The 24,308-nt window shown below is 69.5% G+C and carries 21 protein-coding genes and 1 pseudogene; 8 read left to right on the top strand and 14 right to left on the bottom strand.

Features of this window, described 5'->3' with window-relative positions:
* Positions 1–136 precede the first annotated feature (136 nt).
* The 4 genes from ACWA15_RS02640 to ACWA15_RS02655 all read right to left on the bottom strand — a co-directional run bounded on the left by ACWA15_RS02640 (position 137) and on the right by ACWA15_RS02655 (position 4,878).
* Positions 137–475 carry a branched-chain amino acid transporter permease gene (locus ACWA15_RS02640; RefSeq protein ID WP_464057913.1) on the bottom strand — a complete coding sequence of 113 codons (339 nt, stop codon included), beginning with the start codon at positions 473–475 and terminating at the stop codon, positions 137–139.
* Positions 468–1,280, bottom strand: a complete 813-nt coding sequence (locus ACWA15_RS02645; RefSeq protein ID WP_464057914.1) for an AzlC family ABC transporter permease — start codon at positions 1,278–1,280, stop codon at positions 468–470. Before ACWA15_RS02645 ends, ACWA15_RS02640 begins: the two co-directional genes overlap by 8 nt.
* Positions 1,281–1,483: 203 nt before the next feature.
* On the bottom strand, positions 1,484–3,154 hold the full coding sequence (locus ACWA15_RS02650; RefSeq protein ID WP_464059388.1) for a ribonuclease J: 1,671 nt from the start codon (positions 3,152–3,154) through the stop codon (positions 1,484–1,486).
* A gap of 89 nt (positions 3,155–3,243) precedes the next feature.
* Positions 3,244–4,878, bottom strand: a complete 1,635-nt coding sequence (locus ACWA15_RS02655) for a peptide chain release factor 3 (protein WP_464057915.1) — start codon at positions 4,876–4,878, stop codon at positions 3,244–3,246.
* Between the two features lie 260 nt (positions 4,879–5,138).
* Between ACWA15_RS02655 and ACWA15_RS02660 the strand changes: the two genes are divergently transcribed.
* Positions 5,139–5,804, top strand: coding sequence for a class II aldolase/adducin family protein (locus ACWA15_RS02660; RefSeq protein WP_464057916.1), 666 nt, complete (start codon positions 5,139–5,141; stop codon positions 5,802–5,804).
* A 119-nt stretch (positions 5,805–5,923) separates the two neighbouring features.
* Positions 5,924–7,307: pseudogene (locus ACWA15_RS02665) on the top strand (IS1380 family transposase).
* A 391-nt stretch (positions 7,308–7,698) separates the two neighbouring features.
* Here ACWA15_RS02665 and ACWA15_RS02670 read toward each other — a convergent pair.
* Both ACWA15_RS02670 and ACWA15_RS02675 read right to left on the bottom strand, forming a co-directional pair.
* Positions 7,699–8,562 carry an SIR2 family protein gene (locus ACWA15_RS02670; RefSeq protein ID WP_464057917.1) on the bottom strand — a complete coding sequence of 288 codons (864 nt, stop codon included), beginning with the start codon at positions 8,560–8,562 and terminating at the stop codon, positions 7,699–7,701.
* Positions 8,559–9,554 (bottom strand): ParA family protein, encoded by a 996-nt coding sequence (locus tag ACWA15_RS02675; protein WP_464057918.1) that lies wholly within the window; start codon positions 9,552–9,554, stop codon positions 8,559–8,561. Before ACWA15_RS02675 ends, ACWA15_RS02670 begins: the two co-directional genes overlap by 4 nt.
* A gap of 703 nt (positions 9,555–10,257) precedes the next feature.
* Here ACWA15_RS02675 and ACWA15_RS02680 point away from each other — a divergent pair.
* On the top strand, positions 10,258–11,271 hold the full coding sequence (locus ACWA15_RS02680; protein WP_464059390.1) for an aldo/keto reductase: 1,014 nt from the start codon (positions 10,258–10,260) through the stop codon (positions 11,269–11,271).
* 4 nt (positions 11,272–11,275) lie between these two features.
* Positions 11,276–11,995: a ThuA domain-containing protein gene (locus tag ACWA15_RS02685; protein ID WP_464057919.1), complete on the top strand. Its 720-nt coding sequence runs from the start codon at positions 11,276–11,278 to the stop codon at positions 11,993–11,995.
* 131 nt (positions 11,996–12,126) lie between these two features.
* On the opposite strand, the gene ACWA15_RS02690 is transcribed toward ACWA15_RS02685, so the two are convergent.
* From ACWA15_RS02690 to ACWA15_RS02710, 5 genes are all read right to left on the bottom strand, one after another.
* Positions 12,127–13,215 carry a hypothetical protein gene (locus ACWA15_RS02690; protein WP_464057920.1) on the bottom strand — a complete coding sequence of 363 codons (1,089 nt, stop codon included), beginning with the start codon at positions 13,213–13,215 and terminating at the stop codon, positions 12,127–12,129.
* Positions 13,212–13,721, bottom strand: coding sequence for a sigma-70 family RNA polymerase sigma factor (locus tag ACWA15_RS02695; protein ID WP_464057921.1), 510 nt, complete (start codon positions 13,719–13,721; stop codon positions 13,212–13,214). The genes ACWA15_RS02690 and ACWA15_RS02695 overlap by 4 nt, the downstream gene beginning before the upstream one ends.
* A gap of 63 nt (positions 13,722–13,784) precedes the next feature.
* Positions 13,785–15,644: a DUF2207 domain-containing protein gene (locus tag ACWA15_RS02700; protein WP_464057922.1), complete on the bottom strand. Its 1,860-nt coding sequence runs from the start codon at positions 15,642–15,644 to the stop codon at positions 13,785–13,787.
* 25 nt (positions 15,645–15,669) lie between these two features.
* On the bottom strand, positions 15,670–16,632 hold the full coding sequence (locus tag ACWA15_RS02705; protein ID WP_464057923.1) for a DUF2207 family protein: 963 nt from the start codon (positions 16,630–16,632) through the stop codon (positions 15,670–15,672).
* Between the two features lie 22 nt (positions 16,633–16,654).
* A complete protein-coding gene (locus ACWA15_RS02710) occupies positions 16,655–17,098 on the bottom strand; it encodes an ATP-binding protein (RefSeq protein WP_464057924.1) in 444 nt (147 codons plus the stop codon).
* A 168-nt stretch (positions 17,099–17,266) separates the two neighbouring features.
* Here ACWA15_RS02710 and ACWA15_RS02715 point away from each other — a divergent pair, with 168 nt between their 5' ends.
* Positions 17,267–17,629, top strand: a complete 363-nt coding sequence (locus ACWA15_RS02715) for an STAS domain-containing protein (protein WP_464057925.1) — start codon at positions 17,267–17,269, stop codon at positions 17,627–17,629.
* On the opposite strand, the gene ACWA15_RS02720 is transcribed toward ACWA15_RS02715, so the two are convergent.
* Complete coding sequence (locus ACWA15_RS02720; RefSeq protein WP_464057926.1) at positions 17,626–18,210, bottom strand: helix-turn-helix domain-containing protein; 585 nt, start codon at positions 18,208–18,210, stop codon at positions 17,626–17,628. The genes ACWA15_RS02715 and ACWA15_RS02720 overlap by 4 nt on opposite strands.
* A gap of 77 nt (positions 18,211–18,287) precedes the next feature.
* Here ACWA15_RS02720 and ACWA15_RS02725 point away from each other — a divergent pair, with 77 nt between their 5' ends.
* Positions 18,288–19,724, top strand: coding sequence for an MFS transporter (locus ACWA15_RS02725; RefSeq protein ID WP_464057927.1), 1,437 nt, complete (start codon positions 18,288–18,290; stop codon positions 19,722–19,724).
* A 16-nt stretch (positions 19,725–19,740) separates the two neighbouring features.
* On the opposite strand, the gene ACWA15_RS02730 is transcribed toward ACWA15_RS02725, so the two are convergent.
* The gene (locus ACWA15_RS02730; protein WP_464057928.1) at positions 19,741–20,952 is read right to left on the bottom strand and encodes an ROK family protein; all 1,212 of its coding nucleotides are present in this window, start codon (positions 20,950–20,952) and stop codon (positions 19,741–19,743) included.
* A 104-nt stretch (positions 20,953–21,056) separates the two neighbouring features.
* Here ACWA15_RS02730 and xylA point away from each other — a divergent pair, with 104 nt between their 5' ends.
* Together xylA and ACWA15_RS02740 are read left to right on the top strand one after the other, a co-directional pair.
* Entirely contained in the window at positions 21,057–22,241 is a 1,185-nt protein-coding gene (gene xylA, locus ACWA15_RS02735) for a xylose isomerase (protein WP_464057929.1), read from the top strand.
* Positions 22,241–23,788: an FGGY family carbohydrate kinase gene (locus tag ACWA15_RS02740; protein WP_464057930.1), complete on the top strand. Its 1,548-nt coding sequence runs from the start codon at positions 22,241–22,243 to the stop codon at positions 23,786–23,788. Before xylA ends, ACWA15_RS02740 begins: the two co-directional genes overlap by 1 nt.
* Before the next feature lie 74 nt (positions 23,789–23,862).
* On the opposite strand, the gene ACWA15_RS02745 is transcribed toward ACWA15_RS02740, so the two are convergent.
* A complete protein-coding gene (locus ACWA15_RS02745) occupies positions 23,863–24,285 on the bottom strand; it encodes an organic hydroperoxide resistance protein (RefSeq protein WP_464057931.1) in 423 nt (140 codons plus the stop codon).
* Positions 24,286–24,308: the final 23 nt, after the last annotated feature.

Below are 24,308 nucleotides of genomic sequence, written 5' to 3' on the forward strand. Positions count from 1 at the left end.
GCCGACCCCGACCCCGACGCCGAGGTACGGTGCGTGCTCTTGACTACGGTGCGTGCCTTCAACAGCACGCCCCGTCGACAAAAGCACGCACCGTATGGGGGGTCGGCCACCGGCTGGGACGGCCACTGGCCGGGGGCTAGGGGGCGGTCGTCAGGACGGTGTTGACGAGGACGACATAGGTCCCCGTCCCCGCGACGATGCTCAGCAGGGCGTTGCGCTGCCACAGGTGGACGCCGACGGTCACGGCGAGGGCCAGCGCCTCCGGCAGCCCGTGCCACCCGGAGGTGAGCGGCACGGCCCGCAGCGTGTAGACGACGAGGATGAGCATGATCCCCACCGGCATGTACCGGCCGAGGGACCCGATGTACGGCGACGCGCGCAGCGGCTCGAGCACCGCGAACGGCAGCGCGCGCAGCGCGAAGGTGATGACGAGGATCGTCGTCAACGAGGCGAGGATGTAGCCGGTGCTAGGCACGCGGACCCACCTCGGCGCAGGGCACTGCGGGAACCACCGGCGCTGCCGGAACCACTGGCGCTGCGGCAACCACGGGCGCTGCGGGAGCCATGGGTGCCGGGTCAGCCGCGGGCGCCGCAGCACCAGGGGCGCGGCGCCGGTCGAGCAGGAACCTCACGGTGAGCGCGGCGACGAAGACCGCCATGGCGACGACGAGCATCTGACCGGGTGCGACGAGGAGTGCCACCAGCGCCGACAGCAGGGCCAGAACCGGGGACGGCACGTCTTTCGTGACGCGGAACGCATCGATGGTGAGCACCGTGAACAGGGCCGTCAGGGCGAACTCCAGGCCGCGGGGGATCGACGGCAGCGCGGTGCCCAGGAGGGCTCCGAGCAGCCCGCCGAGCACCCAGTACCCCTGGCAGAGCAGCTGCATCCACACGATCCGGGCCGTCGTGCGCTCGGCGACGGGGACGTGGTGGGCGAGGGCGTAGGCCTCGTCGGTGAGCGCGTACATGCTGTAGACCTTCGCCACCGGGCCGCGGACCGCCTGGAGAGGGAAGGACAATGCGTAGAAGACGTGCCGGAAGTTCACCAGCACGGTCGCCAGGGCGATCTGAGCGAGCGGGGTCATCGCGACGACCAGACCGATCGCGAGGAACTCGAGGGACCCGGCATAGATGAACACGGAGAACAGCGGGGCCCACCACCAGGCGAGCCCGGCCTGGACGACGAGCAGCCCGAACGCGGTCCCGAGCGGGACGAGCGCCACCCCGACCCCCGCGGTGTCCCGCAGGGCGCGCAGAAGCGGTCGAGAGGAGGGCATGGACCAACGCTACCCGCCCCCGGCCAGCCATCGACGACGGGTGCTGCCCGGACTGCAGGAACACGTACGGGGCGTGCTCTTGTCGACAGGGCGTGCGTTCAACGGCACGTCTCGTAGACAAGAGCACGCCCCGTAGGGGTGCTCAGCGGGAGCTGGTCAGCTCACGCCGGTCACGTCAAGCAGGTCAGGCAGGTCGGGCAACCTCAGGCGTCGACGACGATCGCGTTGACCAACGGCTCACGGCGGTACTTGCGCTGCAGCCACCGCGAGACGGCGCGGGCGATGGTGGCCTCGAGACGGTCGATGTCTCCGACGTCCTTCTTGGGGATCTGCGCCAGGGACTTCTCGATCTCGGTGACCGCGTCGTCAAAGGTGTGCCCGTCGTGGACGAACCCGCGGGTGATGAACTCCGGGGTCTCGGCGAGGACACCGAGGTCGAGGTCCACGAGCGCGAGGACGGTGACGATTCCCTTGGAACCGAGCGCGCGGCGCTCGGCGAGGGTGTCCTCGGTCGCGGTGCCCACGGTCTGGCCGTCGACGTAGACGTAGCCGGCCGGGACCTTCCCGGTGATCGAGACGCGACCCTTGACGAGGTCGATGACCGTCCCGTCCTGGGCGATGACGACGTTGTTCGCCGGCACCCCGGTCTTGACCGCGAGCTCACCGTTGGCACGCAGGTGGCGGGCCTCACCGTGGATCGGGATGACGTTCTTCGGCTTGACAATGTTGTAGCAGTACACGAGCTCACCGGCGCTGGCGTGGCCGGAGACGTGCACCTTGGCGTTGCCCTTGTGGACGATGTTTGCGCCCAGGTCGGTCAGGGAGTTGATGACGCGGTAGATCGCGTTCTCGTTGCCCGGGATGAGCGAGCTGGCGAGCAGCACGGTGTCGCCCTCGTCGACCTTGATGACGTGGTCGCCCTTGGCCATGCGGGACAGTGCTGCCATCGGCTCGCCCTGGGATCCGGTGCAGACCAGGCAGATCTTGTTCGGCGGCATCGACTCGAGCTTCTTGAGGTCGACGACGAGCCCCTGCGGGATCTTCAGGTAGCCGAGCTCCTCGGCGATGCCCATGTTGCGGACCATCGAGCGCCCGACGAAGGCGACCTTGCGGCCGGACTCGTGCGCGGCGTTGAGCACCTGCTGGATGCGGTGCACGTGGCTGGCGAAGCTCGAGACGATGACGCGGCGCGGGGCCGTGCGGAAGACGCTGTCGATCGCCGGGATGAGGTCCTGCTCGGACATCGTGAACCCGGGGACCTCGGCGTTGGTCGAGTCCGTCATGAACACGTCGACGCCCTCTTCGCCGAGCTTGGCGAAGTGGTTGAGGTCGGTGATCCGCGCGTCGAGGGGGAACTGGTCCATCTTGAAGTCGCCGGTGTTGAGCACGAGTCCCGCACGGGTGCGGATCGCGACGGCCAGGGCGTCGGGGATGGAGTGGTTGACCGCGACGAACTCGAGGTCGAAGGGACCCTGGTTGGAGCTCCCCCCGGCCTCGACCTCGATCGTGCGCGGGCGGATGCGGTGCTCCTTGAGCTTGGCGGTGATGAACGCCAGCGTGAGCTTGGAGCCGATGACGGGGATGTCCGCGCGCTCGCGGAGCAGGTACGGGACCCCTCCGATGTGGTCCTCGTGGCCGTGCGTGAGCACGATCGCGACGACGTCCTTCATCCGGTCCCGGATCGACGTGAAGTCGGGGAGGATGACGTCGATCCCCGGCTGGTGCTCTTCGGGGAAGAGGACGCCGCAGTCGACGATGAGGAGCTTGCCCTCGAACTCGTAGACGGTCATGTTGCGGCCGATCTCACCGAGACCGCCGAGGGGGGTGATGCGGAGCGCGCCGCGAGGCAGTGCGGGCGGTGCGCCGAGGTTCATCTTCATGGAGTTGAGCAAGTTGCTACCTTCAAACTACTGATGGCCCGGAAGGGCCGTTCGGTCAAAACAGAGGTGTGTGTGCGGCCAGGTCAGGTGGCCACGAGGGGTTCGAGCACGGCGTCGGGCAGGCGGTTGCGCACGGAGGTGACGCGCCACCGGTCGGGGAAGAGTGCGAGGTATTCGCCGTCCTCGCGCTGCAGGACCTCGACGCCGAGCTGGGCATTGAGGTCGGCGACCCACTCGGAGGTGGTGCGCAGCGCGATCTCGTACTGCAGGCGGTCGAGGGAGACGGGGGAGTTGAACTCGGTCCCCATCCGGTGCTCGGCCACCTCGAACTGCATGGGCCCGACGGCGGCGAGCACCGGCGCCTGGTCCCCGCGCAGGTCGGAGCGCAGCACCTGGACGACGCCCTCGGCGCCGAGCTGCATGACCCCGCGCTGGAACTGCTTGTACTTCGACACGTCCTTGGCGCGCATGACGGCGAAGTGCTCGGGAGCGAAGGTCGGCAGCGGGGGGAACTCGACAAGCTTGTCGAGGTAGAGGGTGTCGCCCACGCGCAGGTTCGCGGCGTTGACGAGGCCGATGACGTCGCCGGGGTAGGCGACGTCGACGATCGACCGCTCGCGGCCGAAGACCTGCTGGGCGTACTTGGTCGCGAAGGGGCGGCCGGTGCGCGCGGAGGTGACGACCATGCCGCGCTCGAAGACGCCCGAGCAGATCCGGGCGAAGGCCAGCCGGTCGCGGTGCGCGGTGTCCATCCCGGCCTGCATCTTGAAGACGAAGGCGCTGAACGGCGCCTCGACCGGGCGGGGCTCCCCGGTGATGGTCATCCGCGGGGTGGGCGACGGCGCGACGTCGACGAGCACGTCGAGGAGGGCGTGGACGCCGAAGTTCTGCACGGCCGAGCCGAACAGGACCGGGGTGGTCAGACCGGAGCGGAAGGTCTCGTCGTCGTGGTCGGCGCCCGAGGCCTCGAGCAGCTCGGCCTCCTCGACCGCGGTGGTCCAGGCGTCGCCCTCACGCTCGAGCGCGGCGTCGGGCCCCATGTGCTCCTCGGGAGCGATCGTGGTGCCTCCCGCGGTGCGGGTGAACCGGGTGTACTCCCCGGTGCGGCGGTCGAGCACGCCGCGGAAGTCGCCGCCGATGCCGACCGGCCAGGTCAACGGGGTGGGGATGAGCCCGGTGCGCTCCTGGATCTCGTCCATGAGCTCGAGGGCGTCCTTGCCCGGGCGGTCCCACTTGTTGATGACCGTGATGAGCGGGATGCCGCGGTGCTTGCAGACGGCGAACAGCTTCATCGTCTGGACCTCGAGGCCCTTGGCGGCGTCGACGAGCATGACGGCGGCGTCGACCGCGGAGAGCACGCGGTAGGTGTCCTCGGAGAAGTCGGCGTGGCCGGGGGTGTCGACGAGGTTGATGACGGCGTCGCGGTAGGTGAACTCCAGGGCCGCAGAGGTGATCGAGATCCCTCGGGCCTGCTCCATGTCCATCCAGTCCGACACGGTGCGCTTGCCGCCCTTGCCGTCGGCGCGGCCGGCCTCGCGGATCGCCTTGGCGTGCAGCGCGAGAGCCTCGGTGAGCGTGGACTTCCCGGCGTCAGGGTGGCTGATCACCGCGAAAGAGCGTCGCCGGGCGGCTTCTGCGAGGACGACGACGGCGCCGTCCCGGCTGGGGGAGGGCTCCGTGGCGGTGACGGCGGTGCTTTCGTGGGTGGCCTGAGGCACTGAACTTCCTGCGCTAGTTCGACAAGTCGGTGGTGAGGGCATGCCCCCAGCGGTCCATTGTCCCGCGAAAACTGAGTGCTGGTCGACATGAGCGGCGTGGCGGGGGCTTTGGGGTGCGCGCGGAGGGTGCTGTGAGCGGGTTCGCGGGCGCGGCGACTGGGGACCAACGTCCCGCGGAATCGGATGCGGTCGTTGAGAGGATGGCTGCATTGAAACGATTCACTCGCTTCGAGAGTGTCCGACACGATGAGGTGGGAACGATGCAAACAGCCGCCAGCCGCGCGACCCGTGAGATTCGGGAAGAGATCCTCTACTACTGCCTCGAGTCGGTGCGCACGGGGCTCAACTTCAACACCCAGGGCAACATCAGCGTCCGGCTCCCCGGCGCCTACGACGGGGCCGACGCGATCGTCATCACCCCCTCCGACGTGCGCTACGACGCCATGCGGCCCGAGGACATGGTCGTCGTCGGGCTGGACGGGACCGTGCTCGAGGGGACGCTGCTCCCCTCGACCGAGCTGCCGGTGCACCTGGCCCACTACCGCCGGCGCCCGGACGTGCAGGCGATCGTCCACACCGAGTCGACCTTCGTCAACGTGCTCGGAGCGCTCGGGCGGCGCATCGACCCGGTGCTGCTGAACATGGTGCTCTACGCCAAGGGCCCGGTCGAGATCATGCCCTTCGAGTTCTCCACGAACGGCGACTTCGGCCGTCGCAGCGCCGAGCTCATGGGCGACGACGTCAACGCCGTCGTCTGGGGCAACCACGGCCTGCTCGCCGTCGGGGCCTCGCTCAAGCTCGCGTTCAAGGTGGCTGTGGCGGTCGAGGAGAACGCCGAGGTGCTGCACCGGGCGAGCGGGGCCGGAGTCCCGAACGTGCTGGTCTACGCCGACATCGACATCCCCGTCGGGGCCCGGCTGCCGTAGCCTCGGGCTTTCGTGGCGGGGTGGTCTGACGGCTGTGTCGTGACGCAAGAAAGTGCCCCTGACCTGGGATGATGTGGATTGTCTAGAAACACATTGAGCCAGTTCGAGGAGCACCTTCTTTGGTGTTGAGTACCGTCGTCTATCCCCGTCTGAACATCGCCACGTCGAGCACCGCCGCAGTCGGCCAGGCTGGTGGGGTGCTGCTGACCGAGACGATCCGCGCGACCGGGTTGGATCGGGCACTCGGCGAGGGCCTGGCCCGGTGGCGCAAGCCGAACGCGGTGCACGACCCGGGCAAGGTGATCCTGGACTTGGCGGTCGCGTTGGCGCTGGGCGGGGACGCCCTGGCCGATATCGCGGTGCTGCGCGCCGAGCCCGCTCTCTACGGCCCGGTCGCCTCAGACCCGACCGTCTCGGGGGTGATCGCGGCGCTGGCCGCCGACGCCCCAGCGGCCTTGCGGGCGATCAACACCGCCCGCGCCACAGCCCGCTCGGCAGCGTGGGCTCTGGCCGACGACCACGCCCCTGACCACGCCCGCGATGCCAAGGCGCCACTGGTCATCGACCCGGATGCCACCCTCGTCACGGCGCACTCGGAGAAGGAGCAGGCGGCACCGACGTTCAAGCGCGGGTTCGGGTTCCACCCGCTCTGCGCCTTCCTCGACCACGGTGGAAAGGGCACCGGTGAGCCGTTGGCGATCCTGTTGCGCCCGGGCAACGCGGGATCCAACACGGCGCCCGATCACATCGCGGTCGTCGCTGACACTCTCGCTCAACTTCCCAGCCACCACGGCCGGACCCGGGGCAGCAAGAAGACGGGGGCCGGCGGCACCAAGACCCTCATCGCGTGGCTGACCGCCCAGCAGCTGGCCTACTCGATCGGGTTCACCCTGCCCGATCTCGCCCTGGACCTGCTCGCCCTCATCCCGCCGAGGGCCCCGGCCCCGGCCCTGGACGCCCACGACGAGATCCGCGACGGCGCCTGTGTCGCCGAGCTCACCGGTCTCATGGACCTGACCAGCTGGCCCAAGGGCATGCGCGTCATCGTCTGCAAAGAACGCCCCCACCCCGGGGCGCAACTCCGTTTCGACGACGTCGACGGGATGCGCATCACCGCCTTCGTCACCAACACCCGAACCGGACAGCTCCCTGACCTGGAGCTACGTCACCGCCGCCGGGCCAGATGCGAAGACCGGATCCGGATCGCCAAGGACACCGGGCTGCGCAACCTGCCGCTGAAGGCCTTCGCCCAGAACCAGATCTGGTGCGCCATCGTCGCACTCGTCTGCGACCTGCTCGCCTGGATGGGGATGCTCGCCCTCCCCATTCACGAGGCCCGGCGTTGGGAACCCAGACGACTCCGGCTGCGCCTGTCCACGATTCCCGGCGGTCCTGGCCCTCGCCGGCCGGCGCACCTGGCTCCGCCTGGGCCAGCGCGCACCCTGGGCGCCCCTGGCCGCACGAGCAGTCTCCGCTCTGAGAGTTCGGGCCGCACCCGGCTGATCACCAGAACGGCCCCTGCCCCGACGACTCCCAGCGCGACTACCCGGCCCGGAGCCGGCGCCCAACCCTGCGACACGGGCGCCTGGTCATACCCACGCGGCAGAATCACACCTCAAGCAGGCGCGCCGATGCCCGAGCAACCGAACTCACCTGCTCGACGAAGGATCGAGGTTAGTGACCACAACACGCCCATCCTACGAGCAAACCGCCAGGTCACAGCCTTGGAGCATCCTCGCTCACGGGCCCGTGGCACGAGTCAGGTCGATGAAAGATCGAGGCTAAGGATGTCCGCTGATCTCGGCGCTGCTAGCGGATCTCCGCCATCTGCGAGGGAACCGCTACGTCGTGCCAGTTCATGTGTGCCCCAATCCCTCATCCGTACTCGTGCTACTCAGACGCTGGTCACTGCTAGAAGGGCTCTTCCGGCTTCTGCATCCTCACCAATCTTACGAATCATCTCTATGAGTTCCGCGTGTCCGTTCCTATTCGAGTACCGAATCAGTTTGAGATTCATGTTCCTACGGATGGACGCGTCTTCATCCTTGTGGATTTCTCCGGTGGGGCTGGTCATATAGTGAGGCGGTGAATTTGGATGCGAGTAGTGGTAACTCTCGAGAAAGAGTCGCAAGTCCGGATCGTTAAGACTGGTTCCAACAAAAAAGAAGGTGTTGGTCACAAAGAGAGCACCAATAATTTCTGAGAACTGTCTGTATTCTGCGCGAAGCCTCGCGTAGTCGCCTCGCGAAAATACCATCCTGCTTGGCTCTTCGATAGTTCCGTGGACCTTGAGGACTGCTCGATTTTCCCTCCGAAGGGTCAGTGGGACGTCGGAGTCCCAATAATTCTTCACGACAGTTGACCCGCCAGTCTCACTTTTCGCGAAGTTGTCGTAAATGCAGTCAAAGTTTGGAGTGAGAACGATTGGTAGATCTAAGTTGTGAAGCGCTCTGTGAAGGTTGCTTGGCGTATACCGAGGTTGCAGATACTTCTCTTTCAGAAGCGTGGGCCAGGACTCGTCAAGCGCATCCTTTAGGACCTCGCACGCGGTTAGGAGATCGTTCGCCCTAATCAGTCGTTTTACCGTTCCTGTCGGTGGCAGTCCACCTAGTCGAACAATGCCCTCGTTTAGGAACTCCTTCCAGTTTGGGGGCCGTTTCCCGTCCCCCGTGGAAGCTGAACTCGAAACGCCGGCGCCGATATACAAGACTGCGCGCCGGCGAACGATGTCATCAAGGAGTTCAGGGGGTACATTCACTTTTCGGCCTCAGCGATGTTTGCAAGGAGTTTGCTTGAGATTCCAGCGATAGTCGATTCAAACTCCTTCACCTTGCTAAAGTGCGCCCCTACGACGCCATCGGAACCCTGAAGGGTGAATATTGGCTTCCGACTGATCTGGCTAAGAGGGATGAGCGAATGAAGTGTGGGGATTGATCCGAGATGCAGTTCATCAAGGGCGATTCGCGGATTGGCGATGTTGGCATTAATGACCTCGGGAACTTTTGCCATGATCTTTTCGAATGCTTTCACCGGACGGGCTTTTCCCGTCGAGTCGCGCTTGAACGTGTACTGTTGCGTTACATATCCGATGAAGTCAAGGTCCCAGTCGGGGGAGACCACTTCCAGGTCTTCTGCAGGGTTTCTGATGAGTTCCAGACCTCGGCTATACCGAGTTTTCCAATTTTCCAGCGATTTCGATATGTTCTCGATTGCGCGAAGGCTGAATATGTCGAGCGACATCGGCGTGAGGTAGTAGTCACAACTCAGGAGTACGGCACGATTGATTGAGCCGAGCGAGGGCCCCACGTCGAAGAAGGCGAAGTCGTAATCGCCGAACCTCTCGAGAAGTTGGGAGAATAGGAGGGTTGTTCGTAGTCCGCGAACATCGCCGGCCACTCCCTGCACCCAGTCGGTCGCCAAGAGATCCTCGGTTAGTCCTAGATTTGGGTCACCGATAAGTACGTCTAGACCAAAGTTCGGACTATACGTGGTAGAGATGTCGTTTGCGAAGCCGCGTCCTTTTGAGAGGGGCGCCACTACGCTATGAATTGTAGTCGCCGTCGAGCGCTTTTCGTAGAATGAGTCTAGTTGGTAGTCGTGAAACAGGCTCTGTGTAGCGTTGCACTGCGGGTCAGCATCGATTACCAGGATTTTCTTCTGGTGCTTGAGTGCGAGATGGGCGGCGAGGTTTGTTAGGAGAGTGGTCTTTCCTACCCCGCCCTTGTTGTTGAATACCGCAATTGACTTCACTGTTTATGTCTCCGATTCGTGGCAAGTGTTGTCCAGATCCTAGTCGCGTGTGGATGATAATCCGGCACGCTCGATCGCTCGCGTGTCGGGTGGAGCGGCATTCGTAGCCTGAACGGAAGAAACAGGGGACGGGGGCGCCCACGGGGCCGGGGGAGCTCCGCTACGAGTGTGACGATGCAGGGCACGACCTGCGATGAACGCAGGTTGTGTGCACAAGGTGCGCGACTCTCTTTGGATGCTGGAGGCCTTTGACTACTGCAGGATGCATCTGCAGGGTGGGAGTTGGAGTTCAGAGTTGCGTCGGACGCCGGCATGCACCGGCCCGCTGTCCTGCATGAATCGGTCCTTACGCCAGTCGACCCTGGGCAGTTTGTGCCGAATGGTCGAAGCGTGGATGTTCCGGTTTGGCTCAACGCTGGCGCTCGGGCGAGGGGGTCTGTGTCGCCGGGACACCTGCATGCTCGTCCACGACGAGATTGGCATCTACGTCGGGGCGCGGCTGCCGTAGGGGTCGTCCCCCTCGGACGGTGCGTGCACTTGTCGACGGGGCGTGCGTTCAAACACGCGCCCCGTAGACAAGAGCACGCACCGTACGCCCGGGGGAGGGACGGGTCCGCCCGGGCAACCGCTTCCCTGCCGCTGCGGCGTCTGGGATGATCGATGGGTGACTCGATACCTTGCATCTGACGACCGCTACTCCTCTATGCCGTTCCGCCGCAGCGGACGCAGCGGACTCGACCTCCCCGCACTGTCGCTGGGACTGTGGCACAACTTCGGCGACACGACGCCCTTCGAGACCCAGCGCGCCGTCCTGCGCCGCGCCTTCGACCTGGGGATCACCCACTTCGACCTGGCCAACAACTACGGACCGCCCTACGGCTCGGCCGAGGAGAACTTCGGCCGGCACATGGCCCAGGACTTCCGCCCGTACCGCGACGAGCTCGTCATCTCCAGCAAGGCCGGCTACGACATGTGGCCCGGACCGTACGGCGACGGCGGCTCGCGCAAGTACCTGCTGAGCTCCCTCGACCAGTCCCTGACCCGGATGGGCCTCGACTACGTCGACATCTTCTACTCCCACCGCCCCGACCCCTCGGTCCCGATCGAGGAGACCATGGGCGCCCTGCACACCGCTGTGACCAGCGGCAAGGCGCTCTACGCCGGCATCTCGAACTACAGCCCCGCGCAGACCCGCGTCGCCAGCCAGGTCCTGGCGGACCTGGGCACGCCGTTGCTCATCCACCAGCCCAGCTACTCGATGTTCAACCGTCACGTCGAGCTGCCCGACGCCGGCCGCTCCGACGACCCGTCGGCCACCGGCCAGTCGCTGCTCGAGACGGTGGGCGACCTCGGCGTCGGGATGATCGTGTTCTCCCCGCTCGCCCAGGGCATGCTCACCGACCGCTACCTCTCCGGCGAGGTCCCCGCGGACTCGCGGGCCGCCGTCGGGCACTTCCTCAAGGCCGAGACCGCGCTGAGCGAGACGTACCTGGAGCGGGCGCGCGGGCTCAACGCGATCGCCGAGGGGCGTGGGCAGACCCTCGCCCAGATGGCGCTCACCTGGTTGCTCCGCGACGAGCGGGTCACCTCCGCGTTGATCGGCGCGAGCAGCGTCGCCCAGCTCGAGGACAACGTCAAGGCGGCGCACGCTGCGCCGCTGTCGGCCGAGGAGATCGCGGCGATCGAGCCGTTCGCCGTCGACGGCACGAACCGCTGACGACGTGAGCGCGCCGAAGCGGGTCCTCGTGCTGTCCGGCCGCGGCCGGTACGAGGACCCCTGGCACGACATGGCGGCCACCTCGCACCGGGTCGCGACCCTCCTCGCCGGCGCCGGCCACGACGTCGTGGTGCGCGGGTCCTTCCCCGACGCCGCAGACGACCTGGACGGCGTCGGCCTGCTCGTGGTCAACACCGCCTCGGGTCGCCCCGACCCCGCCCACGACGGCGACGACGCGGCGTGGGCGCCCTTCCACGAGGCCGTCCGGGCATTCGCCGACGCCGGTCGGCCGGTCCTGGCCCTGCACCAGGGGGCCAACACCTTCGCCGACAGCCCTCACTGGGAGCGGATCCTCGGCGGGCGGTGGGTGGACGGCACCTCGATGCACCCGACGATCGGGCCAGCGACCTTCACGGTCGCCGGTCCCGAGCACCCGATCGGAGCCACGCTCGTGGCCGGTCCGACCGGCGCGGTCACCGCCTTCGACGAGCGGTACAGCTACCTGCGGGTGTCCCCGGACGTCGAGGTGATCCTCACCCAGGTGCACGACGACGTGACGCACCCGGTCGTGTGGGCCCACCAGGGCGGCGGGGTGCGTGTGGTCTACGACGGGCTCGGGCACGACGTGCGCTCCTACGAGTCCGCCTCCCGGTGCGCGCTGCTGCGCACCGAGGTCGCCTGGCTCCTCGACGAACTGACGAACCGGGCGACCGACCCCAGCTGACCCCCACCCTCCGCTGAGTGCGGGCGAATGGCTGCCCAAACCGGACATCAGGCAGCCATCTGACCGCACTCAGCGGAAGTCGGGGACGGGCGGCGGAGGGGCGGGCGGGGCTCGGCGGGGTTGGTCCAGGGCTAGTCCAGGTCTAGTCCGGGGTAGTCGGGGGCTGCGGAGACGCGGGGGTCGGTCACTGGGATCTGCTCGACCGCGCGGGCCAGGGCGAGAGCCTCCTCGAGGGTGCCGCCAGACAACAGCCGGTAGTCCACGCCGTCCTTCTGCCAGTTGAGCCCCATGCTGGTGAAGACTGCGAGCTCACCGTTGACCTCGGTGAACGTCGTCCCTGCAGCGTATGCCGATGCTGACACCGCGACGGACTCCCGAGGCGACGACGATGCCCACAGGCCGATGAACTTCCCTCGGAAGTCAGTCTCAACAAGGGACTCGTCCCCGTACTTCACTTCCCACACCCTCGTCGTGGTGCTGTCTGAAGGTTCTATGACCGGTGCACTGACTAATCCGGACGGCGCCGAGGCGGGGTCGAGGGTCCGACCCTCCTCACCGGTGAAGGCCAACCCGTCGACGACGGACACCACCGTGGCCTGGTCAACGCCTGAGGCCAACGCCATCCACCGGATGCCGTCGGCGTCGACCCAGCTCATCTGCAGGCTCTGGCCTTCGAACGTGCGCACCTGGCCCGCGTACCCCCGGACGGTCTGCGGCGTCGTGTCGTTCACACCAGCGAACGGATCGGCGACATCGGGCCAGATGGAGATGCCTCGCACCGGGTCGGTGGAGTAGAAGACCGCTGCCGGGACGGATCGAGTGCAGTTGGCTTCGTCCTGGTGCACCCCGATGCCCGTCAACGGCAGCGGAGAGGCGGCGATCAGGCTGGCCGAGGCGACGATCTCCGGGGCGGCGGCCCAGTGCTCTCGGCTCACCCACGACCCGAAGCCGATCGAGCAGTTCACGTCCTGGGAGGCCGCGGCCGGCATCGCCCCGAAGGGGAGTGGTCCGCCTGCGGCCACGGGTCCGCCTGGCGTGGTGGTGGTCGGCCAGAACAACCCACCTGCCACGAGCACCGCGGCGCCGGCGCCGATGAAGGTGGAACGACGAGCACGACGGGCGCGCCGGATCGCCCGGGAGCGGCGTTCGACCGCGGCGAGGGCGGGTTGGTTGACGGGCACGTGGACGTCGGCCAGGCGGGCGAGCAGATCGTCGTTCATGAGTTCTCTCCAGTCAGGGCAGGGGCGAGCGCGACGGCGAGCTTCTTGCGCGCGGCAAAGAGGGTTGCGGCGACGGTGCCGCGGGCGATGTTCATGACGGCGGCGACCTCCGCCTCGGGCAGATCCGCGACATAGCGCAGCGCGATGGCGGTGCGAGCGCGTGGGGCGAGCTGCGAGACTGCCCGCCACAAAGCGTCGTCGGGCAGTGACGGCGCCGGGACGTGCTCGAGGTGGAGCCGGTCCAGGGAGAGGCGTTCGAGGCGCCGGCGGCGCCAGGAGCGCCGCAGCTCGTTGAGCGCGACGGAGTACACCCACCCGCCCGGTGACTCCATCGCCCGGACCCGGGGCCACGTCGCCAGGGCGCGAGCGAAGGCCTCGGCCGCGGCTTCCTCACCGAGCAGCGGGTCGCCGCAGGCCAGCGCGAGGGCGCGGGCGACCCGCGGGAACTCCTCCCGGTACCACTCGGCGAAGACTAGCTCCGCGGGGGGATCTGATGTGGTTGTCATACCCGTACAAGTCGCGAGTGGGACGGAATGTTTATCTGTGCGCGACGCGGCTACAGCCCGCGCCTACAGCCCGCGGCTGCCGCCGCCGCCACCGCCTCCGCCGGAGAAACTCGAGCCGCCGCCGGAGAAACCGGACCCGCCGCTCGACCCGGTCGTCGAGCTGGACGGCGTCGAGGCCAGCGTGGACGAGGACGTCTCGGTGAAGCGGGTGATCGACGTCGCGAAGGCGCCGTAGGCGAAGGCGTTGCGGGACGTGGAGGAGTACCAGTCGGGCCGCTGCACCGGGATCCCCTGGGCCTCGAGGTCGGCGAAGATCTGCGCCCAGCGGTCGGCCAGGTCATAGCTGATCGCGTACGGCAGGTAGCGGCTGAACAGGTCCTGACCCTCCTCGAAGCGCAGCTGGTTCGCCTCGGCGACGCTCAGGTACAGCTCGAAGCCGCGGGACTGCTCGTAGTAGGCGCGGCCGAGGGCGGTGCGCTGCTTGAAGGAGGCCATGGACCAGCCGTCCCGCCCGAGCTTCTGGGTCACCAGGCCTCGGTCGTGGACCTCGGCCCCCAGCTCGACGATGACGGCCGCGAGGTCCTTGGCAAAGGTGTCCTCGAGCTCGTTCATCGAGACCGACGTCCGGTCCCGGAACAGCGCCTGGAGCAGCGCCGTCTCGTGCCGACGCAGGTCGGACTGCGCCGCTGAGGTCGCTGGGGTCGCGATGAGGATCCAGTTGTTGGCCGGCTTCCCGCTCCTGCGCTCGACCTCGTCGATGCGCAGGTGACCACGGACGGCGAGGTCGATGATGGTCGCGGTGACCTCGCGGTTGCGCAGCACCTTCGTGTGGATGGCACCGACCTCGGCCACGCTGAGGTCGTCGGGAGGGGTGAACCGGACCGCGACCGGAGGCTCCTCGGTGACCACGGCCACCGGCGCGCCGGCCCCAGCCGGCGGGATGACTCCGGGTGCGACGCCGGTGAAGGCGAGGTCGCGGCGCCGGCGGCGCACCCCGAGGATGCTGCCGCCGATGGTGGCACCGACGACGACCGCGAGGCTTCCCGCGCCGATGAGGATCGGTCCGACGTCGCCGGCGCCCTGCGCCGACCCCGTCCTGTAGCCATAGGACTCCGCAGAGACGAGGATCGGGTCGGTGCGGTCGAAGGTGCCGAGCGGGTAGCCGACGGCGAGGGTGAGGTCGGTGTCCGCGGCCAGCGCGGTCGCGCCGACCGTGACGACCGGGCCAGGGGGCGAGATCGGGTCGCAGGGTGTGCCGTCACCGGCCTGCGTGCACCGCACGCGCTCGGCGGGGACGGGTGCGGTGACCGTGACGTTGACCTGGTCCATCACGACGTGGGAGTCGCCGGTGACGTTCCAGTACAGCTCCTCCCCGTCCGGGGCGTCGGGGTCGTCGCGGATCTGGTTGAGGGCACCGATGATCCGGTAGGTGAGCACGTAGGTCTGCACGCCGGTGACCCGGTCCCCCGAACCCGCGGGGGAGGCGACCTGGACCTCCAGGGTTGCGCCGCGGTCGATCACGGTGATGTCCGACGGCGCAAACGACGGGCTGGACGCCTCGAAGTCGGAGTACAGGTACTCGCGGTACCCGCCACCGGGACGTTCGAAGAGGACCGCGAGCTCGCGGGCGAAGCCGCGCCCCTCACGGGTGCCGAAGTCCCACTGGTAGGTCTCGGTGACCAGCACGTCGCCCGAGGCCTCGATCTGGAAGTCGACGCCGAGGTGGCGAACCGTGTCGTCGTCGGCGTCGGCCCGGGCGCTCGCGGGGGCTGCCAGGACGAGCAGCACCGCCAGGAGGACGGTCAGGGCAGAGGCGACGAGGGTGGTGACGAGGACGCGACGTCGGGCGGTGGCGACGGTGGGATGCTCGCCGCGACGGGATCGAGGCAGGTCACGCAGGAGGTCAGCGGGTTCCACAGGCATGCCTGCACCCTAGTCGTGCCGGGCGTCAGTCCCCGCCGCCGCCGCCGCCATCGCCGCCGCCGCCGTCCCCGCCGCTGTCCCCGCTCCCGTCCCCACCGTCACCGAAGCTGTCGTGGGCGAACCAGTCGGTCACGGTGTCGGTGAACGCGTCGAGGCTCTCGGAGATCCCGGCCAGGCCGCTGGGCAAGGATCTGTCGTCCGCGCCGACGAACCACGCGGTGTCCACCGCGGCGGACCCGGCCGGGCGCGCGAGCAGCTCGGAGAACAGACCGACCCACCGGTCGGAGAGGTCGAAGGCGATCGCGTACGGAAGGTAGCGGCTGAAGGCCGCGGTCGCGTCGTCGGGCAGCTGGTGGGGCCGGACGGTGGCGAGGTACCGCTCGAAGCTGCGCGCCTGCTCGTGATAGGCGCGCCCCAGCGCGGTGCGCTGCGCGCGCCGGGGGCGTCGGGTGAGGGAGTGGACGAGCAGCCCTTGGGCGAGCAGCCCCGCGTCGACGAGCGCGAGCATCTCGCGCCGACCGGTGATGCGGGTGGCCCGCAGGCTCGAGAGCCGCACGGTCGACCGCCCGGCGAACAGGTGACCCAGGAGCGACATCTCGTAGTCACGCACGGGGCGGTCGTGCACCGGGTGCCCGGCGGGGGGCGTCGTCGCCACGAGCTTCCAGTCCGCGTGCCCGTCACGGGAGAGCGGAAGGGCCTCGATGCGCAGGTACCCGCGCACGGCGAGGTCGATGACCGTCGCGATGAGGTCACGTGGGCGCAGGGACTTCGACCACAGCGCACCGACCTCGGCGACGCACAAGGCCTCAGGTGGGGTGAACCGCACGGCGACGACGGGGTCGGCCGTCACCGGCGCCGTGGGGACCACCGCGCCGGTCGGGGGGACCAACCCGGGCGGCAGGCCGACGAAGAAGCGGTCGCGTCGTGCCCGACGGCGCAGGCCCACCCCGAGCACCCAGGCAACCACCACGACGACGATGATCAGCATCGCGGTCCGCCGGGATCGAGGCTCAGGGAGTCGCCTCCGTGCACATGGGGAACCGGGCCCAGATGTGCTTGGTCCGGTCGGTGACGTACCAGCCCACGTGCAGGGCGAGCCGCTGCGCGAGGAGGAGGCCGAAGCCGCCCTCCCCAGGCTCGCGTCCCTGGGCGATCTGCGGCGTGCCCGAGATGTCGTGGTCGGCCACGTCCAGGAGCTGTTCGGTCTCGTTGGACATGAGGGTGACGATCGTGGGGGGCTTGCCGTGGCGTTGGGCGTTCGTCGCGAGCTCGCTCACCACGAGCACCATCTTCTCGGGGATGTCGTCGAGCGTCGAGCTCCTGACGTACGCGTTGCCGGTGAGCTCCTCGAACAGCGAGCCTCTCAGCTCACTGAGACCCTCGGTCGAGTCGAGGGCCCATGTCCGCTTGGTCACGAAGTCTGCGGGGGGTCGGGCTGCCTTGATCTCGCTCACGCGGTGAACCTCTCATCCAAGTCGTCTCTGGGGTTCGTGGGACAGGACCTGAACTATGCCATCGCCGGGCCTGTCGCGCCGGGCCAGTCCGGCGTCCCTCGACGTGTGGGCGCCCGCGCTCGGTCGGGCGCTGTGGAGCAAGCGGCCGACGTCTGAGATAGTGGGCTGTTGAGCACGACCGACAGGGTGAAGGAGATCATGGGCAACGCTGAGGTCGGCGCATTCGCGATCGACGACGAGTTCGACAACCGCTGGGTGCTGACCGGCGAGATCGACATCTCGGTGCACGAGAGGTTCCGTGTGGAATGGCCGTCGGACCGGCGTGCCTCCGCCCCCGTCGAGGTCGACATGAGCGCGGTGACCTTCATCGACTCCAGCGGTCTGCGCGTCCTCTACGCCGCGCGAGCGGCCACCCCTGAAGGCACGCTGGCGACGCTGACCGGCGTCCCGGAGCAGCCCCGCTGGGTCATCGAGGTGACGGGTCTCACAGACCTGTTCCACTTCGCTGAGACAGCCTCGGAGACTGCCTAGGAGACGTCGTCGATCCGGGTGTGGGCGCGCTCGCCCTGGGGCCCGAAGAGGCTGAGCACCTCGGCGTCGTGCTCACCGGTGCTGCCGAACCAGTGGGGGGTGCGGGTGTCGAACTCGACGACCTCGCCGCTGCCCAGCACGATGTCCCGCTCGCCCACGATGAGCCGCATCCGGCCGGTGAGCACGTACAGCCACTCGTAGCCCTCGTGCGTCTTGAGCACCGGAGTCGCTGCGGTGCGGGGGATGAGGATCTTCCAGGCCTGCTGGCTGGTGGGCTGCCGGGTCAAGGGGACGACGGTGCGCCCGTTCACGCGTCGGGGCTTGAGCCGGATCCGGGGGTCGCCGGTCTCGGGCGCGCCGACGAGCTCGTCGAGCGGTACCCGGTAGGCGTGGGCGAGCGGCAGGAGGAGCTCCAGGCTCGGCTTCCGCCCACCGGTCTCCAGCCGGGAGAGTGTGCTCGTGGAGATCCCGGTCGCCTCGGCCAGTGCTGCGAGGGTGATCCCGCGCTGGCGGCGGAGGGCGTTGAGCCTCGGCCCGACCTGGTCGAGGGCCTGAGTGATCGCTGACACGTCGCTGTCCATGGGCCCACCCCACCACGGCGTCCCAGTATTGGCAACAAGCGTTGCGCAGATCGAGGGTTGAGCTGCAGGCTGGCCGCATGCAACCACCTGCGAACCCGATCACGACCGCCCTCGCCGACGAGCCGTCCACCGCCGCCGCCCTCGCGCGCAGGCGCCTGGTCGCCGCCCTCGCTCTGGCGATGCTGCTGGCCTCCCTCGGGACGAGCGTCGCGAACGTCGCCCTGCCGACCTTCGCCGACACCTTCTCCGCGCCCATCGGGCACGTGCAGTGGGTGGTCCTCGCGTACCTGCTGGCCATGACGGTCACCGCGGTCACGGTAGGCCGCCTGGGCGACGCCGTCGGGCGCCAGCGCGTGCTTGTCGCCGGCCTCGCCGTCTTCACGGTCGCCACTGTGGCCTGCGCACTCGCGCCGACGCTCGGGCTGCTCGTGGCCGCGCGGTCGCTGCAGGGTGTCGGCGCGGCCGTGATGATGGCGTTGCCCCTCGCCCTCGTGCGGGACATCGTGCCCGAGGGGCGCACCGGATCGGCGATGGGCCTCCTGGGCACGACGTCGGCCGTCGGCACCGCGCTCGGGCCCGCCGGGGGCGGGCTCCTCATCGGTGCCTTCGGCTGGCCGGCGATCTTCGTGGCGATGGTCCCGCTCGCCATCGGCGCGCTCGTGCTCACCTGGCGTGCGGTGCCCGGTGACGTCGCACCCGCTCGGCGCGGGCAGCGCTTCGATGGGCTGGGTGCCGCGGTGCTCACCGCGGCCCTGTTCGCCTATGCGCTCGCCCTGACGTCGCCCGAGACGCTCCCGGGCGCCAGCACCGGGAGGCTGCTGCTCGCCGCGACGGTGCTGCTCGGGGTGTTCGTCGCGGTGGAGCGCAAGGCTGCGGCCCCGCTGGTGCCGCCGGCGATGCTCCGCTCGCCGACCCTCGGGGGTGGCATGGCCATGAACGTCCTGGTCGCCACGGTGATGATGAGCACCCTCGTCGTCGGCCCGTTCTACCTCGCGGGCGGGCTGGGGCTCGGGGAGGGGGCGATCGGCCTCACGCTGGCCATCGGGCCGGTCGTCTCCGCCTTCTCGGGAGTGTTCGCCGGGCGCATCGTCGACCGGGCAGGCGCGCCCGGGTCGACCACCGTCGGGCTCGTCGTGATGGTCGTCGGTGCCCTCGCTCTCACCCTGCTCCCGGCAGTCTGGAGCCTGGCCGGGTACGCGCTCGCGCTCGTCGTCCTCACCCCCGGCTACCAGCTCTTCCTCGCCGCGAACACCACCCACGCGATGGCGGGGGCGTCGCCGGAGCGACGGGGGACGGCGTCGGGCATGCTCAGCCTGTCCCGCAACCTCGGGCTGATCACCGGGGCGTCGGTCATGGGCGCCCTGTTCGCTGCGGCGGCCGGGCCCGCGGGCGGCGACGGCACCGCCGCAGCCGCCACGACCGGCATGCAGACGACCTTCGCCGTGGCGACGCTGCTCCTGGTGGCCGCGACCGGGGTGTCGGTCGTCACGCGTGGTCGGAGTGCGCGGGCGTGATCCGGAGCCGGCGGGCTCAGGCCCCGGCTAGCCACGGCGTCGGGTCGTCGAGCACGTCGGCCAGGCACGCCCGGGCCCCCCCGAGCGTCGCCGCGCCCGCGCCCACGGGCGCGCGGCGCACCGTGAACGACGACCACGGCGCCGACAGCACCCGGGTGCCCAGCTCCGCCAGGATGACCGGTTCGAGGAGGTCGGCGAGCTCGGAGTACGCCCCGCCGAGGAGGACGTCGGGCACGTCGATGAGGTTGACGAAGTCGGCCAGCGCGGCGCCCAGGGCATGGCCGGCGCGGTCGAGGGCGGCGGACGCGGGGCCGTCACCGCGCGCGACGGCGTCGAGCAGGTCGGTCACCGATGATCCACGGGGAAGCCGGGCGGCGCGCAGCACCGCGTCCGTGCCCGCGTACTGCTCGAGGCACCCGGTCGCCCCGCACTGGCACGGCGGCCCGGCCGGGTCGACGACGACGTGCCCCAGCTCCCCGCTCCACCCGCGCCCGCCGAGGAACAGCTCGCGCTCGAGCACGATCGCGGCCCCGATGCCGACGTCGGCGGAGACGTAGAGGAAGGAGTCGGCCGCGGTGGTGGTCGCCCCGAGCGCGGGGACCTGGGCCAGGGCGGCGAGCTTGGCCTCGTTGGCGATCGTGATCGGCGCACTCCCGGTGTGCGCGGCGATGGCGCGGGTGTCGACGGGGGAGAGCTCGGCCCAGCCGAGGTTGGGTGCGACGCGCAGCGTCGAGGTCGCGGAGTCCACCAGCCCTGGGAGGGCGACGCGGACGCCGGCCAGGCGCGCGCCGTCGTGCAGGGAGCGGGCGGTGGCCAGGAGGTCGGCGGTGAGCGCGGCGAGCTCGGTGAGCACGGCCGCGGGGTCGCTCGCGTGGAAGTCGCCCGGGACGGTGCGGGTGGCCAGCGTGGCGCCGGTGAGGTCGAGCACGGTGCCGGCGAGGTAGCCGACGTTGACCTCGAGGCCGAGGCCGATCATCGTCCCGGCGGCCGGAACCAGCGGGACGGCCGGGCGGCCGGCGCGCCGCGACGGCGCGGGGGCGAGCTCGGTGACGATCCGGGCCTCGATGAGCCGGTCGACCAGGACCGAGACGGTGGCGCGGGTCAGGCCGGTCGACGCCGCGACGTCGGCGCGGGAGGGAGGGGTCGGGGCGCTGAAGATCTCCCGTGCGACGAGCGCGATGTTCTGCTCGCGCAGCGAGTGCTGCCCGAGGGCGGGAGTAGCGGCCATGTGTTGACCTTACCGGCTTCCAAGGATAAGTTCATCCATACAACTAATCCGTCGGGTGGGAATCGCCCCCCGCGACGGACCAGCTCTCGACGAGGAGAACTCACGTGACGAACACCTCAGGTATCAACTACTCCTTCGGCCTCTGGACCGTGGGCTGGCAGGGCCAGGACCAGTTCGGTGGCGCGAGCCGCGCGCCGCTGCCCGCCGCCGAGTCCATCCACAAGCTCGCCGAGGCCGGCGCGTGGGGCTTCACCTTCCACGACGACGACGTGGTGCCCTTCGGCTCCGACGACGCCACCCGTGACCGCCTGCTCGGTGAGGTCAAGACCGCGGCCGCCGAGACCGGCCTGACCATCGAGATGGTCACCACGAACCTCTTCTCCCACCCCGTCTTCAAGGACGGCGGCGTCACGTCCAACGACCGCTCCGTGCGCCGTTTCGCGCTGCGCAAGGTGCTCCGCAACATCGACCTCACGGCCGAGCTCGGCGCCAAGACCTTCGTCATGTGGGGCGGGCGTGAGGGCGCCGAGTACGACGGCGCCAAGGACCTGCACGCCGCCCTCGAGCGCTACCGCGAAGGTGTCGACCTGCTCGCCGGGTACATCAAGGACCAGGGCTACGACATGAGGATCGCCCTCGAGCCCAAGCCGAACGAGCCGCGCGGGGACATCTTCCTGCCGACCATCGGCCACGCCCTCGGCTTCATCGCCGAGCTCGAGCACGGCGACATCGTCGGCCTCAACCCCGAGACCGGCCACGAGCAGATGGCGGGCCTGAACTACACCCACGGCCTCGCCCAGGCGCTGTGGGCCGGCAAGCTCTTCCACATCGACCTCAACGGCCAGCGGTCCATCAAGTTCGACCAGGACCTCGTGTTCGGCCACGGCGACCTGCTCTCCGCCTTCTTCACGGTCGACCTCGTCGAGAACGGCTTCCCCGGAACCCCGGACGGACCGCGCTACACCGGCCCGCGCCACTTCGACTACAAGCCCTCACGCACCGAGACCTCGGCCGGGGTCTGGGACTCCGCCCGCGCCAACATCGAGTCCTACGAGATGCTCGCGCGCAAGTCCGCGGCCTACCGCGCCGACCCCGAGGTGCAGGAGGCGTTCAAGACCGCCGGCATCTTCGAGCTCGCCACCCCGACGATGGCCGTCGGTGAGACCGTCGCCGACCTGCGCGCCGACACCTCCTCCTTCGAGGACTTCGACGCCGACGCCGCCGCACAGCGCGACTTCGGCTTCGTGCGGCTCAACCAGCTGGCCCTGCGCCACCTGATCGGGTCCTGATGACCGCGACCTTGCCGTCCCTGGGCGGCGCAGCAGATCCGTCCGCCGTCATTGTCGGTGCACTCGTCGCCGGGGTCGACTCCTCGACCCAGTCGTGCAAGGTCGTCATCCGTGACGCGGGGACCGGGGCGCTCCTTCGCTCCGGCTCCGCGTCGCACCCCGCCGGGACCGAGGTCGACCCCTCGGCCTGGTGGGCAGCCTTCACCGCCGCGGCCACCGCCGCCGGCGGCCTGCACGACGTCGCTGCCCTCGCCGTGGGTGGGCAGCAGCACGGCATGGTGCTGCTCGACGCGGACGGCGAGGTGATCCGCCCCGCTCTGCTGTGGAACGACACCCGGTCCGCCGGCGCGGCGTCCGACCTCATCACCGAGCTCGGCGCGCTCACGGGCGGCTCCGGGGAGCAGGCCTGGGCCGATGCCATCGGCACCGTCCCGGTGGCCTCCCTCACGGTGACCAAGCTCCGCTGGGTCGCCCAGAACGAACCGGAGAACGCCGCCCGGATCGCCGCCGTGTGCCTGCCGCACGACTGGCTGACCTGGCAGATCTCCGGTGCGGGCGGGGTACCGGGCGCCGCCCGCGACCTCAGCGCACTGACCACGGACCGCTCCGACGCCTCGGGTACGGGGTACTTCTCGGGGACCTCCGGCGAGTACCGCTCCGACCTGCTCGACCTGGCTCTCGGCGAGGGCGCCGCGGCGCGGATCACCCTGCCGCGGGTGCTGGGACCGGGGGAGTCGGGCGGGTCGGTCTCCTCGTCTGTGCTCGGCGAGGCGCTCGGTACGCCCGCCGCTTCCACCGGTGCGGTGCGGATCGCGCTTGGCGCCGGCGCCGGTGACAACGCCGCCGCAGCCCTCGGGCTGGGCATGGCCACCGGTGACGTGGCCGTCTCGATCGGCACGTCAGGGGTCGTCTCGGCGATCTCGGCCATGCCGTCCGCCGACGGGTCCGGCCTGGTCGCCGGGTTCTCCGACGCGACCGGGGCGTACCTGCCCCTCGCCTGCACGCTCAACGCCAGCCGGGTGCTCGACGGCGCGGCGCGGATGCTCGGGGTGGACCACGCCGAGCTGTCCCGTCTCGCGCTCAGCGCGCCCCCCGGCGCGGACGGCCTCGTCCTCGTCCCCTACCTCGAAGGTGAGCGCACCCCCAACCGTCCCGATGCCACCGGCACGCTGCACGGCCTGCGGCTGGCGACCATGACGCCCGCACACCTCGCCCGGGCCGCGGTCGAGGGCATGCTGTGCGGGCTGGCCGACGGTCTCGACGCGCTCGTCGCCCAGGGCGCCCAGGTCGACCGGGTGCTGCTGATCGGCGGCGGCGCGAAGTCCGAGGCGGTGCGCGAGATCGCTCCGCAGGTCTTCGGGCTGCCCGTCGAGGTCCCGCCCAACGGTGAGTACGTGGCCGACGGCGCAGCCCGTCAGGCGGCCTGGGTGCTGGCGGGCGGGGGGCAGGCTCCGGCCTGGGCCGCGGCGTCGGGCACCACGGTGCACACCGCACCGGGCGAGCCGGTCATCCGGGCGCAGTACGCGGCGGTCCGCGACCTCGTCTGACACGGCCCGCACGACAGACGGCCGCCGGCCTCACCCCTCTCGGGGAGGCCGGCGGCCGTCTGTGCTCGCGGAGGTCAGTCCTCGACGACGTTGATCGTGACGACGATGTTGCCGCGGGTCGCGTTGGAGTACGGGCACACGAGGTGTGCCTGGTCGGCGAGGTCCTGCGCCTGGTCGGCGGGAAGCCCGGGGAGCACGACCTCGAGGGTGACCGCGAGGCCGAAGCCGCCGGCCTCGAGGGTGCCGATGGAGACGCGCGCCCCGACGCTGGAGTCGGCGATGGAGATCTTCCCCGCACGGGCGACGCTCTGCAGCGCGGAGTGGAAGCAGGCGGCGTACCCGGCGGCGAAGAGCTGCTCGGGGTTGGCGCCGAGGCCGGACCCGCCCATCTCGGTCGGGATCGCGAGCGGGAGGTCCACCCGGGCGTCCGACGTCGTGACGTGGCCGTTGCGGCCTCCGCCGGTCGCGAGGGCTTCGGCGGTGTAGAGGGCGTTCATGGGCGATCTCCGATCGTCTGAAG

It is taken from the genome of Sanguibacter sp. TS_SC_8 (genome assembly GCF_055361235.1).